This window comes from Pseudomonas sp. A-1 (assembly GCF_004801855.1).
GTDB lineage: Bacteria > Pseudomonadota > Gammaproteobacteria > Pseudomonadales > Pseudomonadaceae > Geopseudomonas.
On the sequence record NZ_SSTC01000001.1, the window covers coordinates 68,864 to 86,751 of the forward strand.

The window sequence follows — 17,888 nt, forward strand, 5'->3', positions numbered from 1 at the left end:
GGTGTTTGACCGGCGCTGAGTGCCGTGCCCCTCCCTCTGTGGGGAGGGGCTGCTGGTCAAACGAAATGGTGTTGGGCGATCTGCCAGGGGGTATCCTTGACCAGGCGCTCGGCCTGGCTGTCGCCGACGATGCGTGCGGCGTGCTCCATTCCTTCGGAGAGTCGGGGCGGGCGGTGCTGCTCGTTGTGGGCGTCGCTGGCGAGGATGGTGACCAGGCCCTGTTGCAGCAGGGTATGGGCGATGCCCTGGGCGGTGCCGCCGAAGTGGCCGGCGACGGCTCCGGCAGTGACCTGCAGCAGGCAGCCCTGCTCGATGAAGGGCTTGAGCTTGTTCGGCGCGCGCATGATGCCCTTGTTGCGTTCGGGGTGGGCGATCATCGGGACGACATTGCGCTGCAGCAGCCAGGCGGTGAGTCGTTCCGCACCGAAGGGGACTTCGCCGTGCGGGAACTCCAGCAGCAGCACTTTCCTGTCCTGCCAGCGGCCGAGGAAGGGAAGGGCGCCGTCGGCGAGGCTGGCCATCAGTTCCATGCCGAAGCGTACCTCGGCGGCCCAACTGACCTGCAGCTCGATGCCGGCCTCGGCCAGGCCGGTGGTGAGGGTGTGGTGGGCCTGGTGGATGCTCTGGCGGTCGTTGTCGTAGCGGCCGGGGTGGATGTGCGGAGTGCAGACGATGTGGGTGATGCCGTCCTGTACCGCGATGCGCGCCAGTCGCAGGGCGGTTTCCAGGTCGGGGGCGCCGTCGTCGATACCGGGGAGCAGGTGGTTGTGCAGGTCAATCATCGGTGTGTTCTGGTATCACGGTATGGCCGCAGAACGGCTGGTGATGCGTTCCCACGCGGGAGCGTGGGAATGATCGGGATTGCAGCAGTGCCGCGGAGCGGCCGGTGATGCGCTCCCACGCCGGAGCGTGGGAGCGATCGGTTCGTGGCGAATGAATTCGCCCCTACAGCGGGCTCTGTGACTTATGCCTTCTGGGCGTCGTTGCTGTAGCCGTAGTAGTCGTAGTAGCCGCCGTAGCTGTAGCCCTGTTTCTTGGCCTTCTGGATGTCGACCTGGTTGAGGATGACGCCAGTGACTGGGGCGTTGTTCTGCAGCAGCTGGCCGACGCCTTTCTGCGCCAGCGGAACGGGCGTGGCTTCGGACTTGATCACGTAGAGCAGGGCGTTGGCATGGGTGGCGAGCACGGTGGCGTCGCTGACCGCCTGGGTCGGCGGTGAGTCGATGACCACGCGGTCGTACTTGCTGCGCAGGAATTCGAGGACCTTCTCGAAGCGCGACGACGACAGCAGCTCCAGTGGGTTCGGCGGCACGGCGCCGGCGCTGAGCATGTCGATGCCGTCGACGTGCTTGATGCACTCCTCCAGCTTGGCGGTACCGGCGATCAGGTTGGCCAGGCCGGGGGTGCCGACTGCGAAGTCGAAGTTCTTCGCCAGGGTCGGGCGGCGCATGTCGGCGTCGATCAGCAGCACCTTTTCCATCTGGCCGAGGGCCATGGCCAGGTTGGCGGCAACGGTGCTCTTGCCTTCGCCGGGAACGGAGGAGGTGATCACCAGAACCTTGTGCGGATCGTCCATGCCGGAGAGCACCACGCCGGTGCGGATGGTACGGATCGATTCGCTGAAGCTGCGGTCCTTGTTGTCGCTGAACAGGTGGGCGACTTCCGCGCGCTGCTTGTTCTTGACCAGTGGCAGGATGCCCAGCACCGGCAGGTTGAGCTTGTTCTCCACCTGCTCGGTGCTCTTGAAGGTATTGTTCAGCGCTTCAAGCAGCAGAGTCAGGCCGATACCAACGAACAGGGCGAGCAGGCCGGCGATGGCGACGATAAGCGACTTCTTCGGCTTGACCGGGAGGGTCGGCACCACGGCCTGGTCGACCACGCGGGCGTTGGCGCTTTCCAGGTCGGAGGTGGCGCTGGTTTCCTTCAGGCGGTTGAGGAAGGTGTCGTACAGGGCGCGGTTGGCTTCCACCTCGCGCTGCAGTTCGCGCAGCTTGAATTCCTTGCGCGAGATGTGCTGGATCTGTGCCTTGTTGGCGTCCACCGAAGCGCGCAGCGAGCCTTCGTTGGCCACGGCCAGCTGGTAGTTGCGCTCGATGCCGGCGACCACCTGTTCGACCTGGCCGCGCAGGCTGGCGGAGGCAGCGGCCAGTTCGGTGCGCGCGGCCTCCATGGTCGGGTGGCGGGCTCCGTAGCGCTTGGACAGTTCGTCCACCTTGGCCTGGGCCTTGGCCTGGTTGGCCTTGAACTGCTGGATCAGCGGGTCGCCCAGTACTGCCGGAATGCTGGCGAGCTTTTCCCAGCCGCCGCCGCGGCTGGACTGGATCTGCCGGTACATGCTCTCCGCCTCGGCGCGCTGGCGGCGCGCATCGACCATGCGGTCGCTGGTGGCCGACAGCTCGGCGGCACTGATGGTCGCCACGCCGTCGATGTCCACCAGATTCTCCTTCTCGCGGAAGGCCTGCAGCTTGTCCTCGGCATCCTTGAGCTTGACGCGCAGCTCGGAGAGGCGGCTGTTCATCCAGTTGGTGGCGGTCATGGACATTTCCATGGTCGCCTCCAGCTGGCCCTCGATGAAGCCGTTGGCCAGGGCGTTGGCGGCCTTGGCGGCCATGCGCGCATCGGCCATCTCGACCTCGACGCGCACCAGCTGGCTCTTGCCTTGCGGGGCGACGCTGATGCGCTTCATGAAGGACTTGGTGACTTCGTCGAAGATCATCGCTTCGGTCGGGTCGACGCCTTCCTCCAGGTCTTCCGGCAGGGTGGCGGGCACGACCTGGCTGACCTTGAAGTTGGCCAGCAGACCGCCGATGTCGATCAGCGGCTCGGGTTGCTGGCGCGGGTCGAATTCGGGGTGGGTGGTCAGGTTCAGCTGCTTGACCACGCGCTCGGCGAGGGCTCGCGACTTGAGCAGCTCGAACTGGGTCTGCAGGTATTCGCTGCCGGTGCCGTCCAGGCCGTAGATCTGCTCGATGGACACCACGTTTGCCTGCTTCTGTTCGATCAGCAGGGTGGCGCCCGCGCGGTAGATGGGCGTGATGTTCAGCACGGCGAGCACGGCCACCATAGCGACCACCAGCACCAGGGTGATGATGCTCCACTTGCGCCGCCAGATGGTCTGCCACAGCTGCAGCAGGTCGATCTCGTCATCGTCCTCGTCGACGCGCTGGGCGATCAGGTTGCGCTCGTTAATCTGGGCGTTGCTTTCCATTCTTAGAAGAAACCCTGGTCAATGGTGATGGTGTCGCCGGGCATGACGATGGTGTCGAGGGTGGCCGGTTGCGGAGTACGGCTGGAATCCTGGTCGCGAATGATGGTGATGCGGCCGGTCGAGGCGCGCTCGGTCAGGCCGCCTGCCAGGGCCACGGCGCGGCGCAGGGTCAGACCGGGCTGGAACTTGTAGCCGCCGGGGGTCTTGACTTCGCCGCTGATGAAGAACTCGCGATACTCCAGCACGCTGACCGAGACGCGCGGGTCGACCAGGTAGTCGCCCTTGAGGCTTTCCGTGAGCACCTTTTCGATTTCCGTGGCGGTCTTGCCCTTGGCGCGCACTTCGCCGATGAAGGGGTAGGAGAAGATGCCGGCATCGTTGAGGCGTACTTCCTCGAAGCTGAGGTCGGGTTCGCCGAAGACACTGATGCGGATGACGTCGCCGGAGGCCAGCTTGTAGGTGGAGTTGCCTTCAGCCATGGCCATGCTGCTGTTCAGCAGGATCAGGCCGAGGATCAGGCGGAGGAAGTAACGGATGACCATGTGGCTCGGGTTCTCTGTTGGGGCGGTGCAGATGGGAGGGGGCGTTCGCCCCCTCCTGGCCGGCTGCAAGGGATTACAGGCTGGCGTTGAGCGTCAGGGCGTAGATGTTGCGCTCGTAGCTCTCGTTGATGGCGTCGGAGTCGTTCTCGGCGTACTTGTAGCCGATGCCGACGTCCAGCCAGCGACGCATTTCGTAGGTCAGGCCGATGCCGAAGCTGTCGAGCTTGTCTTCGCGGGTGATGTCCTGGTACTTGCGGTCGCTGCGGGTGTAGCTGACGTTGGAGGTCAGACGCTCGGCCCAGTCATGTTCCCAGCTCAGGGTGGTGGTCTGGGTCTTGATGGTGGAAGCGTTGTCCTCGCCCTCGTCGAAGCCGCGGCGGGTGTTCAGGTTGAAGCGCGAGTAGGTGCGCGGCTCCCAGGTGGCGCCGACTTCCCACATGCCGGTGGACTTTTCGCCGACGCGCGAATCGTCGAAGTCCTTCTTCTCGCGACCGAACTTGGCGGTACCGGTGGTCTTGGCGGTGGCTTCCCAGGTCAGACCGGCAAGCAGGCCGGTGTTGTCGCTGTTCTTGCGACGGCCGGCAGTGTTGGTGTAGTCGTAGTCGGTGTAGCGACCTTCCAGCAGGGCCTTGGTCTTCGGCGCGATGCGGTAGTAGAAGGTGCTGCGCAGCGCGGTGGTGTCGCGCTCCTTGTCGGCATTGAGGCCGTTGCTGTTGGTGTAGCGCAGTTCCTCGTAGTTGGCACCGAAGTCGATCTGCGCACGGGCGCTCTGGGCGCCGAAGGTGTACACGCCACCGACGTTCTTGGTGTTGTACATGTCGTTCTCGACATTCTGGTCGACCGAAGCGGTCTCCTCGATGTCGTGGTAGCCGGCATTCAGCTTCAGGCGGTTGCGCGCATCGAACTCGAAACCGGCATCGGCCGTCAGGTGATGGTCGGTGTTGTTGTCCTTGTGGCTCGAGTGGAAGGTGTCGCTGACCGCGGTGTAGCTCAGCTTGTAGGCGCTCTTGCGGCCTTCGGCGCCGAGGCTGAAGGTCGGGGCGATGGTGGTGATCCAGGACGACTCCTCGTTGCGTTCCACTTCGCGGAAGTTGTCGTCGTAGCGTTCGCTGACCTGCAGGGTCGGGGTGAATTCGAGGCCGTCGGCCAGCTTGATGCTCGCGGCCTCCAGGGCCAGCACGCTGCTGCTGGCGGCGGAGACGGCCAGCGCCAGCAGGCTGATGTGCAGTTTCTTGCTCATTGAAAAAAATTCCTTTCCTGCAAGGGGCAGGGGATGGTTACCGGGATGGCGGCATTCCTGCCGCCATCGGGGGGTTAAGTCCGGGAGGCGGATCAGTTCTGGCTGGCAGGGGTGCTGCTGCCGCCGCCGCCGCCGGTGCCGCTCGGGATGCCGCCGGTGGTGGTAGTGGTGGTGCCGCCGGCGCTGCCGCCTTGCGCGCTGTCGGTGCTGACGCCGGCAATGGAGGCCACGCCCTTGCCGTCAGGGCTGACGCCTACGCTGACGGCGAAGCTTGCGGCGGCAGCGGTGGCAGCGCTGGCTACGGCTTCTTTGGCGGCCTGGCCCTGGGCGGCATCCACGGCAGCCTTGCCGATGGCAGCGGCGGTCTCTGCGTCGCGTGCGGTGGCTACGGCGGCACTGGCGATGGTGGTGGCCTGAGCCGGCGCGGCGGCGACGGCGGCGCCGGTGATGGCTGCAGCCTGGGACGGGTTGGCAGCAATGGCGGCGGTGACGATGGCAACAGCAGCTTCCGGATTGGCGGCAACCACGGCAGCGATGGCTTGAACCAGCGCTTCGCCTTCAGCGGCAGCGACAGCCTGGGTTTGCTCTGCGGTCAGGGCGATGCCGGCAGCGCTCAGGGCATCGACAGTGGCTTGATCCGCCATGGCCTGGCCGGAGGCCAGTGCCAGGGCGATGGAGAAGGCGGTAAGGGTTTTACGCATGTTCAACGTCCTCGTTGTTTACAGCTGGTGAACTTGCCGATATCGGTGTGGCAAGGAGATATCAGAGGTGCAGCGCAGGCCTGCAGAATGTGCGCCTGAGCTGCAGATTGTATCTATCGGCAGTTCAGCGGCTTTCTACAGACCGGTCTCGATCGTCACTGTGCGCGCATTTTGCCTGTATTGCTCTTGCAAGGCACGGGCCAATTGCCGTTTTGCGATGTCCTCGCCATGCACCAGGCGGATTTCGCTCGGCCAGTGGCGCATGCGGGTGACGAAGCTGACCAGTCCCTGCTGGTCGGCATGGGCGGAGTAGCCGCCCAGGGTTTCGACGCCGGCGCGGATGTCGATGCGCTCGCCGTCGAGGTCGACGTAGCCGCCGCGCGGGCCGTATTGCTGGATGGCCTGGCCGGGCGTGCCCTTGGCCTGATAGCCGACGAACACCACATTGTGCCGTCTGTCGCCGAGCATTGCCTTGAGGTAGTCGACGATCCGGCCGCCGGCGCACATGCCGCTGGCGGCGATGACGATGGCCGGGCGGCCGCTCTGCGCCAGGTGGCGCACCATGCTCAGGTGGTCGCTGTGGCTGTCGACGGTTATCAGGTTGGCGAACCCCAGCGGGTTGCGGCCCTTGCCGACGCGGCGCAGCGCTTCCTTGTCCCAGTAGGGTTGCAGCTGCTGGTAGACCTCGGTGAAGCGGCTGGCCAGCGGCGAGTCGAGCACGATCGGCAGGCCGGGCCAGGGGTTGTCCTGCGGGGCGCCGCTCTTCTCCGCGGCGGGGAGCTTCATCCGGTGGATGATGTCTTCCAGTTCGTACAGCAGTTCCTGGGTGCGGCCGATGCTGAACGCCGGGATCAGCACGCTGCCGTTGTCGACCAGGGCCTTCTCGATGACCGCCTGCAGTTGCCGGCGGCGGTTGGCGCGCGAGGCGTGGCGGCGGTCGCCGTAGGTGCTTTCCAGCACCAGGGTGTCGGCCTTCCACGGCGATTTCGGCGCCGGCAGCAGGGGCGTATGGGTGGCGCCCAGGTCGCCGGAGAAGACGATGCGCCGTTTTTCGCCGCTGCTGCGATAGCGCAGGTCGCACTCCACATAGGCCGAGCCGAGGATGTGGCCGGCACGTTGCAGGCGGATGCGCGCGTGCAGTTGCGGATCGTCGACTATGCTGAACCAGGTCTTGTACGGCAGCGCGATGGTGCGCATCCCGATCAGGCTGAGATAGCGCTCGAGCAGTTTCGCGTCGCGGCTGACGCCGAGGCGGAAGGCGTCTTCCAGCACCAGCGGCAGCAGGCGGGCCGAGGGCTCGCTGCACAGGATCGGCCCCTTGAAGCCCGCGGCGAGCAGTTGCGGCAGGCGGCCGATGTGGTCGACGTGCACGTGGGTGGCGACGAGCGCCCGGATGTTCCGGGTGTCGAAGCCGATCTGCAGCTGCTCGGCGTTGCCCAGGCCGTCGGCGGAGGTTTCCGCTCCCTGGAACAGTCCGCAGTCGATCAGCAGGCTATGCTGGTTATCCAGCAGCAGTTGGTGGCAGGAGCCGGTAACGCCGTGGGCGGCGCCGTGATGCAGGATTTGCGGGTAGGCCATGATGTCAGTCCGTTAACGGGGCCGTGGTTGCCGCACTTCGGGCACGCTACCGCCCCAGGATTTTCCGTCATATCCTGAGAACGTGGCTTTGTGCATATGCATGCCAGCCGGCTACACGCAGCTTGCGTGTCCGGTTCGGCAGTCGAGTCGAGATTATGGGGGGTGCTACTGGGGTAGCCCTGTTCCCTGGGTCCGTTTATCAGCCATTTATTGTGTGGTCTGTCACAGGCTCCTGTCTGTAAGCTTTTTTCCCTATTCCGGTTATTCGGCCTTGCGAATGCTTGATAGCGGCACGCGGACTTTCTGTTCCCGGTGCAGTATGTTCATCAGCAGTACCACGCGCTCGTTACCGTCCATGGACAGGAAGATGGCTTCCAGCTCGGCGAAGGCGCCGTCGTTGAGGCGCACCCTGTCGCCGGCTTCGAGCAGCTGTTCGGCGGGGACGGCGCAGCAGCGCTGCTGCAGGCAGTCGATCAGTTCCTGGCTGACGGGCAGGGGCTGGTTGCCGAAGCCGACCACGCGGCTGACGCCGCGGGTGGAGCGCAGCGGTGCCCAGTTGTCGAGCTGGCTGAGCTGGATGAACAGGTAGCCGGGAAACAGCGACTCTTCGAGCATCTGGCGCTGTCCGCGCAGCAGGCGTTCGCGGGTGTGGCGGGGGCGGTAGCAGGTGTAGCCCTGGCGCTGCAGATTTTCTTCGGCGCGCTCGTCCTGGCGCGGCTTGCACTGGATGAGGTACCAGGCGTGCTGCGGGCTGGATGCTTGCTGCTCGGGCGTGAGGCTGCTGCTCATGCGGTTTTCGTCCTTGTCTTGCGATCGGCCGGCGCCTTCGGCGACGCCCACCCTGCAAGTTTTTTACGTATGGCCGGATTCTGCCATGTGTCGGCGCTTTTGACATCCACATGGTATCCACTTGGCATGCAGCATGTCGGATGACGGCTTGTTGGCGAGCCTGATCGGGGCTCCGCAGTCCCGGTAATGCTGAAGTGACCACCCGACGGCGAAGTGCCGCCCGGTGAACTACCTTTGCAGAAAGGCTTAACCTTTTATATGGGCAATGGTGGTGTTCATGAGCGCGAACCGGGCTTCTCTCCGTTATCGGCTGTTGCGCCTCCCTTCGGGCCACAAGCGCCTGCTGCAGCTCGCGACCGATGTGCCGCTGATCTGGCTGGCGTTGTGGCTGGCGCTCCAAGGGGGGCTGGGCGATGCCGGTCTTGTCGAGCCCTTCGGCCACCATGCCTGGCTGTTCCTCGTCACCCCCGCGCTGGCCGTGCCGGTGTTCATTCGCCTGGGGATGTATCGGGCGGTGATGCGTCGCCTCGGCAATGCCGCGCTGTTCGCCATCGCCAAGGCGGTGAGCCTGTCGGCGCTGCTGCTGGCGCTGGTCGTCCTTCTGGCCGGCGAGGCTGCCGCCGCGGTGCCGCGCTCGCTGGTCTTCCACTACTGGCTGCTGAGCCTGCTGCTGCTGGGCGGGCTGCGCATCGCCATGCGCCAGTACTTCACCGGCGACTGGTTCAACCTGCGCGCGCCGTCCCTGCTGCGTCAGTCCGGGTTGCCCCGGGTGGCGATCTACGGGGCCGGCATGGCCGGCAACCAGCTGGTCCATGCCTTGATCGCGGGGCGCAGCCGGCGCCCGGTGGCGTTCATCGACGACGACCTGCAGCTGGCCCACCGGGTGATCGCCGGGCTGCCGGTGTATCCGCCCAACCTGCTCGAGCGCATGCTCAAGGAAACCGGCGCCGAGGAGATCCTGCTGGCGATTCCCTCGGCCAGCCGGGCGCGGCGACGGCAGATCCTCGACATGCTCGAGTCCTGCTCGCTGCCGGTGCGCACCATGCCGAGCATCGCCGACCTGGCCGGCGGGCGGGTGAAGGTCGAGGATCTCAAGGCGGTGGACATCGCCGACCTGCTGGGGCGCGATCCGGTGGCGCCCCGCCCCGAGCTGCTGGAGCGCTGCATCCGCGGCCAGGTGGTGATGGTGACCGGGGCGGGCGGTTCCATCGGCGCCGAGCTGTGCCGGCAGATCCTCGACGGCGGGCCCACCGTGCTGATCCTCTTCGATCACTCGGAGTTCAATCTCTACACCATCCAGAACGAGCTGGAGCAGCGCATCGCCCGGGAGAGCCTGCCGGTGCGCCTGGTGTCGACCCTCGGCTCGGTGCGCTATCCGGTGCGCATGCTCGAGGTGATGCAGATCTGGAAGGTCGACACCGTGTACCACGCGGCGGCCTACAAGCATGTGCCGATGGTCGAGCACAACGTGGCCGAGGGCGTGCTCAACAACACCCTGGGCACCCTCTATGCCGCCCAGTCGGCCCTGCGCGCCGGCGTGCGCAACTTCGTGCTGATCTCCACCGACAAGGCGGTGCGCCCGACCAACGTGATGGGCAGCACCAAGCGCATGGCCGAGCTGGTGCTGCAGGCGCTGGCCTGCGAGCCGCAGGTGGTGCTGTACGGCGAGCCCGACCTGCCGGCGCAGCCCAACCGCACCCGCTTCGTGATGGTGCGCTTCGGCAACGTGCTGGGCTCTTCCGGCTCGGTGATCCCGCTGTTCCGCGAGCAGATCCGCCGCGGCGGGCCGATCACCGTGACCCATCCGGAAATGACCCGTTACTTCATGACCATCCCCGAGGCCGCGCAGCTGGTGATCCAGGCCGGCTCCATGGGCGACAGTGGCGACGTGTTCGTGCTGGACATGGGCGAGCCGGTGAAGATCGCCCAGATGGCGGAGAAGATGGTGCATCTCTCCGGGCTGACGGTGCGCTCGGAGGCGAACCCCGATGGCGACATCGACATCGAGTTCACCGGCCTGCGTCCGGGGGAGAAGCTCTACGAGGAGCTGCTGATCGGCGACAACGTGCTGCCGACCGAGCACCCGATGATCATGCGCGCCAACGAGGTGCACATGCCGTGGGAGGAGCTCAAGGCGCTGATGGTCGAGATGGTCCAGGCGATCCGCGTCGACGACTACCCGCTGGTGCGGGAGCTGCTGTGCCGGATCGTCAGCGGCTACACGCCGGATGCCGATGTCGACTGGCTGCACGGCCAGGAGGAAGCCGCCCCGTCCGCGGCCCGGGAGCTGGGCGACGAGGTGAGCGAGGCGGTGGGGTCGGGAGGGCGCGGGCGCTAGCGCCGCGGGCTGCCGCCGGGCCGGAGCGGCGGCGGGCTCAGTCGTTGAGGTGGCGGAGGAACAGCGCCGTTCTGAGCAGCCGGGAGGGGGTCCGGCAGACGCGCAGGAAGGGTTGCTGGATGGCACCGAAGGCGCGGAAGAAGCGCTCCACGGGTTCGAGCATCGAGCCCTCGAAATCGAAGCGCCGGGTGACGGTCGCCGCGAAGCGGATCGCTTCCCACATGCACAGGCTGGTGGCGCCGCTGTTGCGCAGCTGGGGATCGCCGCCGCCCATCAGGTAGTAGGCGCTGTTCTCGTCCCAGATCAGATAGACCCCCGCATGGTGGCGCCCCTGCTCGTCTTCGGCGATGAAGATCCGGCGTGCCTGGCGGGCGCTGCAGGTGCGGTCGAGTCGCTCCATCAGCGATTCGCTGTGGGGCGGTGGCAGGCCCTGGCGGTCGAAGGTCAGGCGGTTGAGGGCCAGGAATTCGGCGAGGCCGAGATCGTCGCGGATGCGGATCCCGAAGCGCTGCTGGGCCTTGCGGATCTCGCGGCGGATGTTGTCCTGCAGGTCGTTCCACAGCGCCTGCGGGTCGCTCAGGTCGGGCAGGATGTAGGTGTAGCGGGTGGTCTGCCGGAAGCCCTTGCCCGCCGGCAGTCCGCCGCTCTGGCTATAGTGCCAGTTCTGGGCGTAGTGATGGCAGTCCGGCAGGCGCTCGATCAGGGCCTGCACCAGGCCGTCGCGCCGGGTGCAGGCCGCGGCCGGCCCGCCGTCGTCTGGCCGCAGCCAGGGGCCCAGCGTCTGGGTGAGGGCGGGCTGGGTGAGCAGGGTCAGGCCCAGGCGCCTCTCCGCGTAGTAGGGCAGGGTCGCCACTATCCTGCCGTGCCTTTCCACGAGGGCGACATCCCAGTTGTCCTCCCCCGCGGTAGCGTCGAGCCACCAGGGCTGGCTGAACAGGGGAATCGAGCGTTCGGTTGCGCACAGGCGTCGATAGGCATCTTTGTCGTTCACGATTGGCTTCGCACGAGGCTGATTCGGTTTCGAGGGGCTGCGGCAGCCTCCTCAGTTGCTGGTCTGGGTCTGCCTCCGCGCATCCGGCGAGGGGCAGGCGAATATGTTCGGCAAGGCCCGTTCCAGCTTCTCGTCCAGCTTCTCGGTCAGGGACAGCACGTAGGGGACGTTGAGGTGCTCGGCGTCGCGGTACATCAGGTGGTCGTTGGTCACGGTGATGCAGGTCCGCGGCGTGCAGAAGTACTCCGACATGTCGATCAGGCGCAGATTGCCGAGGCTGCGCAGCAGGGCCAGGGAGGGATCGGTTCCGGCCAGGGCCTGCTCGCGCGGCTTGGAGCAGGCCAGCGCATTGGCCGGGTGCCGGGCTATGCAGGTGGCGGCGTCGAAGTCGAAGGTGGGGTTGTCGCGGATGGCGATCACCGGAATGCCGAGGCTTTCCAGCTTCTTCCATTGCTCCACGTAGGACGGCGGGACGTGCTCGGGCGATTCGGGGCGGGTCGCTCGCGTCGAGTTGGTGACGACTGCCAGGGGCCTGAGCAGCGACAGCTGCTCGATCAGCAGGCGGTTCCATTCGATGCACGAGGGGTCGGAGTCGGCCAGCGGGCCGAGCGGGCAGGAGCTCTTGGTGATGTTGAGGATCTTCACGCGGCTTTCCTTGCCGATGGCGTCCAGCGCCGGCAGCCACTGGGCTGCGTGCGAGCCGCCGACCAGGGCGACCGAGGCCTGGGCGCTGGTGTCGCCGTAGGTGCAGATCTTCACTTCCGGGGAGGTGATGTCCTGGTGGCAGCCGTCGGCGTAGGCGTCGGGCAGCAGATCCTTCACGGCGATCAGTTCGTCATGCGGGATCTGGCTGGCGTCCTGCTGCTCCGCGAGGCTGGTGAAGTCGTCGCTGTGGGCCTGCTGCAGGCTGTCGTGCATCCGGGCGGTGATGGTGTGGTGGATGTAGTAGTGCCAGGACGCGGCGGTGGCGAGCACTGGAGCGAGGAAGGCGCCGCCGATCAGATAGGGAGCCCAGGTCCTGCCGGGCTCGAACTTCTTTTTTCGGAGGGGCTCCTCGATGTAGCGGTGCGTCGCCAGCGCCAGCACGACGGCGAGCAGGATGATCGCCAGCCCCAGGAGCAGGCTCGGGCGCCGGCTGCCGGTGTACTCGAGGGCGAACACCAGCAGCGGCCAGTGCCACAGGTAGATGCCGAAGGACACCTTGCCGATGGCGGTCAGCCAGGGATGGGCCAGCAGGCGGTTGGCCACAGGCCTCGCGCCCCCGGCGCCGGCGACGATCAGCAGGACGGCGGCGCCGACCGGGATGGCGGCGATGTAGCCCGGGAACCGCTGGGTGGCCGGCACCAGCACGCCGCACAGCAGCAGGGCCAGGAGGCCGGCGGCGCCCATGCCGCCGCGCAGCGCGGCGCCGGGCTTGAGGTGCGGCAGCAGGAAGGCCAGCAGCGCCCCGGTGAAGAACTCCCAGGCGCGGGTGGCCGGATCGAAATAGGCGCTGGCCGGGCTCCTGGCGGTTTCGAGCAGCGAATAGATGAAGGAGGCCGCGACCACCGCGGCCATGGCCGCGATGCAGGGCAGGGGCGAGCCTGACCCTTTCGAGCGCCCGAGCAGCGGGGCCAGGATCAGCGGCAGGAGAGCGTAGAACTGCACCTGGATGGACAGTGCCCAGAACTGCTGGACCGGACTGGGCGGCAGGTCCCGCGCCAGGTAGTCCACCGAGGACTGCATCAGGCCGAGGTTCTCGATCTGCAGGGCGCTGTAGATGACCTCGCGGATGAACTGGGTCCACAGCGGCTCCGGCACGAAGAAGTAGCCGAGGAGCAGGGTGGCCAGCAGCACGGTGCAGGCGGAGGGGGCGATGCGCTTCACCAGGTTGCCCCAGAACCGCAGCGGGCTGATCCGCGCGCTGCTCTCGAGCTGGCGGATCAGCACCCCGGTCATCAGGAATCCGGAGATGACGAAGAACACGTCGACTCCGCCGGACACCTTGTTGATCCAGATGTGGTAGATGGCGATCAGGATCGCCCCCAGGGCGCGTACGCCCTGGATGTCGTCCCGGTAGGTGTCTCGTGCGTCGATCCAGTGGGCGGCGCTCATGGGCAGTCTCCTGGCTTGGCGAGGCGGGTCTCGGCGATCACGGCATGACCCAGCGGACGACCTCGAAGCTCTCGGCGTACTCGGCGCCGATCTGCACGCCGCGCGTCCGGGCCAGGGCGAAGATGAACTCCTCGGAGGTGTAGTCCTTGCCCCGCTGCGACTGGTAGTGCCGGAGGGCCTCCACCTTGCGGCCGAGCTGCTCGGCCGAGACCTTGACGAAGACGGTGGTGTCGAAGGACAGGTTGTTCCACACCAGCTCGTAGCCGAGGATGGTGGTGCCCTTGAAGGCGCGCAGGCCTTCCCGGGCCACCGTCTGGTGGTCCTGGTGGATGTCCTTGAGCGAGGGCATCAGCACCAGGTCGAAGGCGTTGGCGCGGCGCAGGGCGATCAGCCCCTCGAGGATGTCCTGGCGCGCGAAGTTCAGCTTGCGGACCTCGTGACCGAGGACGATCAGGTTTTCCGGCGCGATGCCCAGGCTGGCGGTGGCCTGGCGTACCTCGGTCTTCAGGATGTCCCTGGGCAGGCCTTCGGGCACCGACTGCTCGGCGATGGAGAAGGCCACGTAGGTCACCCGCGCCCCCTGGTCGACCAGCCGGGCGATGGTGGCGCCGGCGCCCAGTTCGCCGTCGTCGGTGTGCGGTGCCAGGACGAGTGCATTCTTGAACGGCAGCATGGTGGTTCTCCTGTGGTCTGCGAGAGGGCCGTCAGTCGGCCCGGTCCCGGGCGGTCCCGGCCTTGAGGAGCCGGGTGCGGCCGGCGGCGCGGGCCTGCGCCTGCCCGTCTCCGGCAGCGACCAGCTGGCACAGCTCGCCCATGTTCAGCGACTGCAGCTCGTGTCGCTCGTGCAGCTGCCGGTAGTGGGCGAGGATCCGCTCCAGGAACGCGATGTTCTTCCCGGTGTGCGCGCCGAAGTTGTGCGGGTGCCACCAGAGGTGGAACAGCCGGTGGCGCAGCGCCGCGTCGGTCATCGCGTCCTTGATGCGCGCCAGGCGCAGCCCGTCGAACGGCGCCAGGCGCGGCGACCAGGGGCGCAGGAAGCGGCTGGCCGGGAAGTCGAAGGGGGGGCCGCGCTGGCCGTCCAAGGCGTGGGTGTTGTGGCCGCAGAGGTTGAGGTAGGCGTCCAGCAGGCGCAGCGCGCGGTCCGTGCGGCTGTTGCCGGCCTCCTCGCAGGCGCGGTAGATGCGACCGTCCTCGTTGCCCCGATAGCAGAGGATGCCGTGGCGCAGGAGGATGTTGCGGTACTCGGGGTTCCACTGGTTCCTCGGCAGCACCAGGCTTCTCAGCACGATCCCCCGCTGCCTGGCCATGGCCACTGCGGCGCGCAGGTCCGCCTCGAACGCGGCGGGCGACTGGCCGGCTTCCAGGCAGTAGTAGTGGGAGAAGGTGTGCGAGGCGATTTCCTGGTGCTCGTGCCGGCCGATCAGCTCGATCAGCTCGGGGGCGAAGTGATAGGCCGGCTCCAGCTGCGGCGTGCGTGCCAGGTAGGCGTAGGGCGAGAGCGTCTCGTCGCGGTAGCGGGGCAGCAGGGCGGGCCGGTTGCGCTCCAGCTCGTCCCGGTCGCGGCAGAACAGGAAGCCGACCGTCGCCCAGGTGGCGTGGATGCTGTGCTCGCGGAACGCCCGCAGCATGGCCGGGATCGCCTGGCGGACGCCGTCGAGGTTCTCCCGGTACTGCGCGATGCTGCGGTTGTCGCGCACGCCCCAGTACAGCTCGAAGTCGAGGGAGATGGTGAATACGCCGTGGCTGGGATGCATGGTGCGGCTCGCAGCAAGGGTTGGCAGGGCGATCGTTTCCGGCCGGTAGGGGCGAATTCATTCGCCTTGCGGGGCATTTCGGCGAATGAGTTCGCCCCTGCGGCGGATCATTCATGCGGCTGCCCTGGCAGGGGCGACGTCAGCGGTGCACGTGTTCAAGGAGTATGGTTCGAGGATGCACCGCGGGGCTGCGGTTTCTTCCAGAAGCGCCGGACCAGGCGATGGAGCAGCTGCGAAGTCCGCTCCGGGACCAGGCCGAGGATGAAGCTCTTCAGCAGGCCGGGATAGACCGACAGCCGCGTGTCCGGGCGCAGCAGGAGGGGCAGGTTGCGGACGGCGAACAGCAAGCCGCGCTGCAGATAGCGGTTGAGGAACACCATGCCGACGATGGCCTGTTCCGGCGTCTCGATGCCGAACAGCAGCTCGGCGAACAGCGGCTGGTTGGCCAGGGCGAGCTCGAGCGAGGCCCAGAATTTCGCGTTGACCTCCATGAACACGTAGTCGTCGCGCTTCGGGCAGTACTTGAACTCGACCAGTCCCCAGCCGGAGTAGCCGAGCTGGGCGATGATTCTCCGCGCGTACTCGTCCAGCCTGGGATCGGCGATGCTGCGCAGGGCGACCGCGGAGCCGCCGCTCGGCGGGATGCTGATGGCCTCGAAGTGCGCATGGCTGGTCAGGATCTCGCCCCGGCGGGCGATGAAGCCGACCCCGTAGGTGCCGGGGGAGTCGATGTATTCCTGGTAGATCAGCTCGTCCCGGCCGCTGGCGGGGATCTCCGCGGGCTGCCGGGCGATGCCGCGCCTGCCGCCGCCGCGCTCGCGCAGCTCCTTGAAGAAGGCCGGGTAGTCGCCGATGTCCTCGACCCTCAGCCAGGTTGTCGGCGTCGGCACCCGGCAGGCGGCCGCCAGGGCGATGATCCAGGGCTTGTCGAAGACGCGCAGCGCATCGCGGGTGAGCACCACGCTGCCGCAGGTCACGTCCCCGCGCTCCAGCATGAACTGGGTGGACCTGGCGCCGGTCGGCAGGATCAGGCCGTCGCCGGGCAGACTGTCCAGGTCGCGGTAGGAGACGAACTCGTCGATGTTGCGGCTGATGAAGCGTGTCTCGTCCTCGAAGAGCACGCCGACGATCCGGTGTTGCGTGTATTGCCTGAGCAGTCTGGCCAGTGTCTGCGACTGGTCGGAGCCCGGCGAGCAGAGGTAGATGATCATTGGTAGCTCTGGCGGAACAGCTGGAAGTAGCGGATGCCGCAGAGCACTGCGGCGAGGGCGAGGAACGCCAGCCAGGCGAGGCCTTCGGGGAACAGCGTCAGGCCGATCGGCAGGGGCAGGGTGCAGGCCAGGGCCCAGAGCAGTGCGCGGACGGTCGGCCTGAGCAGGCTGCCCGGCGAGATGCCGGCGCTGCCGCAGACCCAGGCCAGCGCCCCGCACCAGCACAGGGCGCTGCCGAGCGCGAACAGCGCGATGGTCAGCTCCAGGTCGTTCAGCATCGCGCCGGTCGCGATGGCGCCGATGCGGGTGGCCAGCAGCACGGCATGGAACAGCAGCTCGCGTTTCTGCTGCTCCAGCACGTCGAACAGCGAGCTGAGCGGCGAGGCCACGAAGGTCACGTACAGCCAGGGCGCCATCCACTGGGCGAAGTGGCCGGCGTCGTGCCAGCGTTCGCCGAACACCAGGGTGAACATCTGCGGCGCGGCGAACAGGATGATCAGCGCCGGCGGCATGGCGATCTGCGCCAGGCGCTCGTGGACGCTCGCCACCAGCGGCGCCAGCCGGCCTTCGCGGCGGGCCTCGGCGGCGTTGGCGAGGAACACGCCGCCGATGGCGGTGCCGATGACCGCCATCGGCGCCCCCAGCACGCGCTGCGCCAGGGTATACAGGCCGGCGGCGACCGGGTCGAACAGCGCGGCGAGCATCAGCGGCGGCAGCTGGCTGCCGGCGGTGTTGAACAGCCCGGTCCAGGTCGAGAACAGCGGAAAGCGCCGGTAGCGCCGGGCGGCGGCGAGGATGCCGGCGGTGGACACCTGGCGCAGCTGCGGGCTGTGCAGGAGGTGGCGGCCCAGGGCGAGAAAGCCCATGCCGTGCCCGCTGGCGTGGCCGAGCAGCAGGGCGAGGGGGCCCAGCTTGAAGCCCAGCAGTTGCACCGCCAGGGTGGTGACGACCTGCTTGATGCGCGTGCCGGCGATGTCGGCGAAGCGCTTGTGGCGGACGGCCCAGTAGTGCACGGCCAGGTAGAGGCTGCCGCAGAACACCCCGACCGGCAGCAGCCAGAGATGGCCGGCCAGGGCCGGCACGCCGAGCCGCGCGGCGATGGCATCCCCGGCGCAGAGCACCAGCACGGCGGTGAGCAGGCTGGTCAGGCATCCGGCCAGCAGGCTCAGCACGGTGACGTCGGTGGCCGTCTGCTCGTCCTCCGGCAGCGGGATGGCGATCTCGTAGCGCAGGTTGGCCACCACCAGGAACACCGCCAGCAGGCCGCCGTACACCGCCAGCAGGCCGAAGTCCTCGGGGCTGAACAGGCGGGTCAGCAGCGGTGCGGCCAGCACCATCAGCATCTGCCCGCTGGCGGTGCCGCCGACCAGCACGCTGACGCTGCGGGCGAACGGCTGGCGGGGCAGCAGCCGCCCGGCGCTGACGCTCAGCTGGCGGATCAT

Annotated in this window: 14 protein-coding genes; 1 reads left to right on the forward strand and 13 read right to left on the reverse strand. The window is 67.3% G+C overall.

What is annotated here, in order from left to right; all coding sequences use genetic code 11:
* Window positions 1-56: 56 nt before the first annotated feature.
* From E5198_RS00310 to rfaH, 7 genes are all read right to left on the reverse strand, one after another.
* Complete coding sequence (locus E5198_RS00310; RefSeq protein WP_136488018.1) at window positions 57-782, reverse strand: tyrosine-protein phosphatase; 726 nt, start codon at window positions 780-782, stop codon at window positions 57-59.
* A gap of 182 nt (window positions 783-964) precedes the next feature.
* Window positions 965-3,208 carry a polysaccharide biosynthesis tyrosine autokinase gene (locus E5198_RS00315; RefSeq protein ID WP_136488019.1) on the reverse strand — a complete coding sequence of 748 codons (2,244 nt, stop codon included), beginning with the start codon at window positions 3,206-3,208 and terminating at the stop codon, window positions 965-967.
* A 2-nt stretch (window positions 3,209-3,210) separates the two neighbouring features.
* Complete coding sequence (locus tag E5198_RS00320; protein WP_136488020.1) at window positions 3,211-3,750, reverse strand: polysaccharide biosynthesis/export family protein; 540 nt, start codon at window positions 3,748-3,750, stop codon at window positions 3,211-3,213.
* Window positions 3,751-3,823: 73 nt separating this feature from the next.
* On the reverse strand, window positions 3,824-4,990 hold the full coding sequence (locus tag E5198_RS00325; protein WP_168772451.1) for an outer membrane beta-barrel protein: 1,167 nt from the start codon (window positions 4,988-4,990) through the stop codon (window positions 3,824-3,826).
* Between the two features lie 92 nt (window positions 4,991-5,082).
* Window positions 5,083-5,691, reverse strand: a complete 609-nt coding sequence (locus E5198_RS00330; protein WP_136488021.1) for a hypothetical protein — start codon at window positions 5,689-5,691, stop codon at window positions 5,083-5,085.
* Between the two features lie 135 nt (window positions 5,692-5,826).
* The gene (locus E5198_RS00335; protein WP_136488022.1) at window positions 5,827-7,269 is read right to left on the reverse strand and encodes an MBL fold metallo-hydrolase; all 1,443 of its coding nucleotides are present in this window, start codon (window positions 7,267-7,269) and stop codon (window positions 5,827-5,829) included.
* Between the two features lie 261 nt (window positions 7,270-7,530).
* Window positions 7,531-8,058 carry a transcription/translation regulatory transformer protein RfaH gene (gene rfaH, locus E5198_RS00340; protein ID WP_136488023.1) on the reverse strand — a complete coding sequence of 176 codons (528 nt, stop codon included), beginning with the start codon at window positions 8,056-8,058 and terminating at the stop codon, window positions 7,531-7,533.
* A 277-nt stretch (window positions 8,059-8,335) separates the two neighbouring features.
* Between rfaH and E5198_RS00345 the strand changes: the two genes are divergently transcribed.
* Window positions 8,336-10,396 carry a nucleoside-diphosphate sugar epimerase/dehydratase gene (locus E5198_RS00345; protein ID WP_178084027.1) on the forward strand — a complete coding sequence of 687 codons (2,061 nt, stop codon included), beginning with the start codon at window positions 8,336-8,338 and terminating at the stop codon, window positions 10,394-10,396.
* A 37-nt stretch (window positions 10,397-10,433) separates the two neighbouring features.
* Here the strand turns inward: E5198_RS00345 and E5198_RS00350 are convergent, their stop codons facing one another.
* The 6 genes from E5198_RS00350 to E5198_RS00375 all read right to left on the reverse strand — a co-directional run bounded on the left by E5198_RS00350 (window position 10,434) and on the right by E5198_RS00375 (window position 17,888).
* A complete protein-coding gene (locus tag E5198_RS00350) occupies window positions 10,434-11,387 on the reverse strand; it encodes a GNAT family N-acetyltransferase (RefSeq protein ID WP_136488025.1) in 954 nt (317 codons plus the stop codon).
* A gap of 51 nt (window positions 11,388-11,438) precedes the next feature.
* Window positions 11,439-13,481 carry an acyltransferase family protein gene (locus E5198_RS00355; protein ID WP_136488026.1) on the reverse strand — a complete coding sequence of 681 codons (2,043 nt, stop codon included), beginning with the start codon at window positions 13,479-13,481 and terminating at the stop codon, window positions 11,439-11,441.
* A gap of 37 nt (window positions 13,482-13,518) precedes the next feature.
* Entirely contained in the window at window positions 13,519-14,154 is a 636-nt protein-coding gene (locus E5198_RS00360) for a PIG-L deacetylase family protein (protein ID WP_136488027.1), read from the reverse strand.
* 31 nt (window positions 14,155-14,185) lie between these two features.
* Entirely contained in the window at window positions 14,186-15,235 is a 1,050-nt protein-coding gene (locus E5198_RS00365; RefSeq protein WP_136488028.1) for a polysaccharide deacetylase family protein, read from the reverse strand.
* Between the two features lie 155 nt (window positions 15,236-15,390).
* Window positions 15,391-16,446, reverse strand: coding sequence for a hypothetical protein (locus tag E5198_RS00370; RefSeq protein WP_136488029.1), 1,056 nt, complete (start codon window positions 16,444-16,446; stop codon window positions 15,391-15,393).
* Window positions 16,443-17,888 carry a lipopolysaccharide biosynthesis protein gene (locus E5198_RS00375; protein ID WP_136488056.1) on the reverse strand — a complete coding sequence of 482 codons (1,446 nt, stop codon included), beginning with the start codon at window positions 17,886-17,888 and terminating at the stop codon, window positions 16,443-16,445. The genes E5198_RS00370 and E5198_RS00375 overlap by 4 nt, the downstream gene beginning before the upstream one ends.

What these genes read in the sequence shown, in the direction of transcription:
- E5198_RS00330 (WP_136488021.1), bottom strand. Translation starts at nt 5,691, where the DNA reads ATGCGTAAAACCCTTACCGCCTTCTCCATCGCCCTGGCACTGGCCTCC.
- E5198_RS00320 (WP_136488020.1), bottom strand. Translation starts at nt 3,750, where the DNA reads ATGGTCATCCGTTACTTCCTCCGCCTGATCCTCGGCCTGATCCTGCTG.
- E5198_RS00345 (WP_178084027.1), top strand. Translation starts at nt 8,336, where the DNA reads ATGAGCGCGAACCGGGCTTCTCTCCGTTATCGGCTGTTGCGCCTCCCT.
- rfaH (WP_136488023.1), bottom strand. Translation starts at nt 8,058, where the DNA reads ATGAGCAGCAGCCTCACGCCCGAGCAGCAAGCATCCAGCCCGCAGCAC.
- E5198_RS00310 (WP_136488018.1), bottom strand. Translation starts at nt 782, where the DNA reads ATGATTGACCTGCACAACCACCTGCTCCCCGGTATCGACGACGGCGCC.
- E5198_RS00370 (WP_136488029.1), bottom strand. Translation starts at nt 16,446, where the DNA reads ATGATCATCTACCTCTGCTCGCCGGGCTCCGACCAGTCGCAGACACTG.
- E5198_RS00365 (WP_136488028.1), bottom strand. Translation starts at nt 15,235, where the DNA reads ATGCATCCCAGCCACGGCGTATTCACCATCTCCCTCGACTTCGAGCTG.
- E5198_RS00335 (WP_136488022.1), bottom strand. Translation starts at nt 7,269, where the DNA reads ATGGCCTACCCGCAAATCCTGCATCACGGCGCCGCCCACGGCGTTACC.
- E5198_RS00360 (WP_136488027.1), bottom strand. Translation starts at nt 14,154, where the DNA reads ATGCTGCCGTTCAAGAATGCACTCGTCCTGGCACCGCACACCGACGAC.
- E5198_RS00325 (WP_168772451.1), bottom strand. Translation starts at nt 4,990, where the DNA reads ATGAGCAAGAAACTGCACATCAGCCTGCTGGCGCTGGCCGTCTCCGCC.
- E5198_RS00315 (WP_136488019.1), bottom strand. Translation starts at nt 3,208, where the DNA reads ATGGAAAGCAACGCCCAGATTAACGAGCGCAACCTGATCGCCCAGCGC.
- E5198_RS00355 (WP_136488026.1), bottom strand. Translation starts at nt 13,481, where the DNA reads ATGAGCGCCGCCCACTGGATCGACGCACGAGACACCTACCGGGACGAC.
- E5198_RS00375 (WP_136488056.1), bottom strand. Translation starts at nt 17,888, where the DNA reads ATGATCCGCCAGCTGAGCGTCAGCGCCGGGCGGCTGCTGCCCCGCCAG.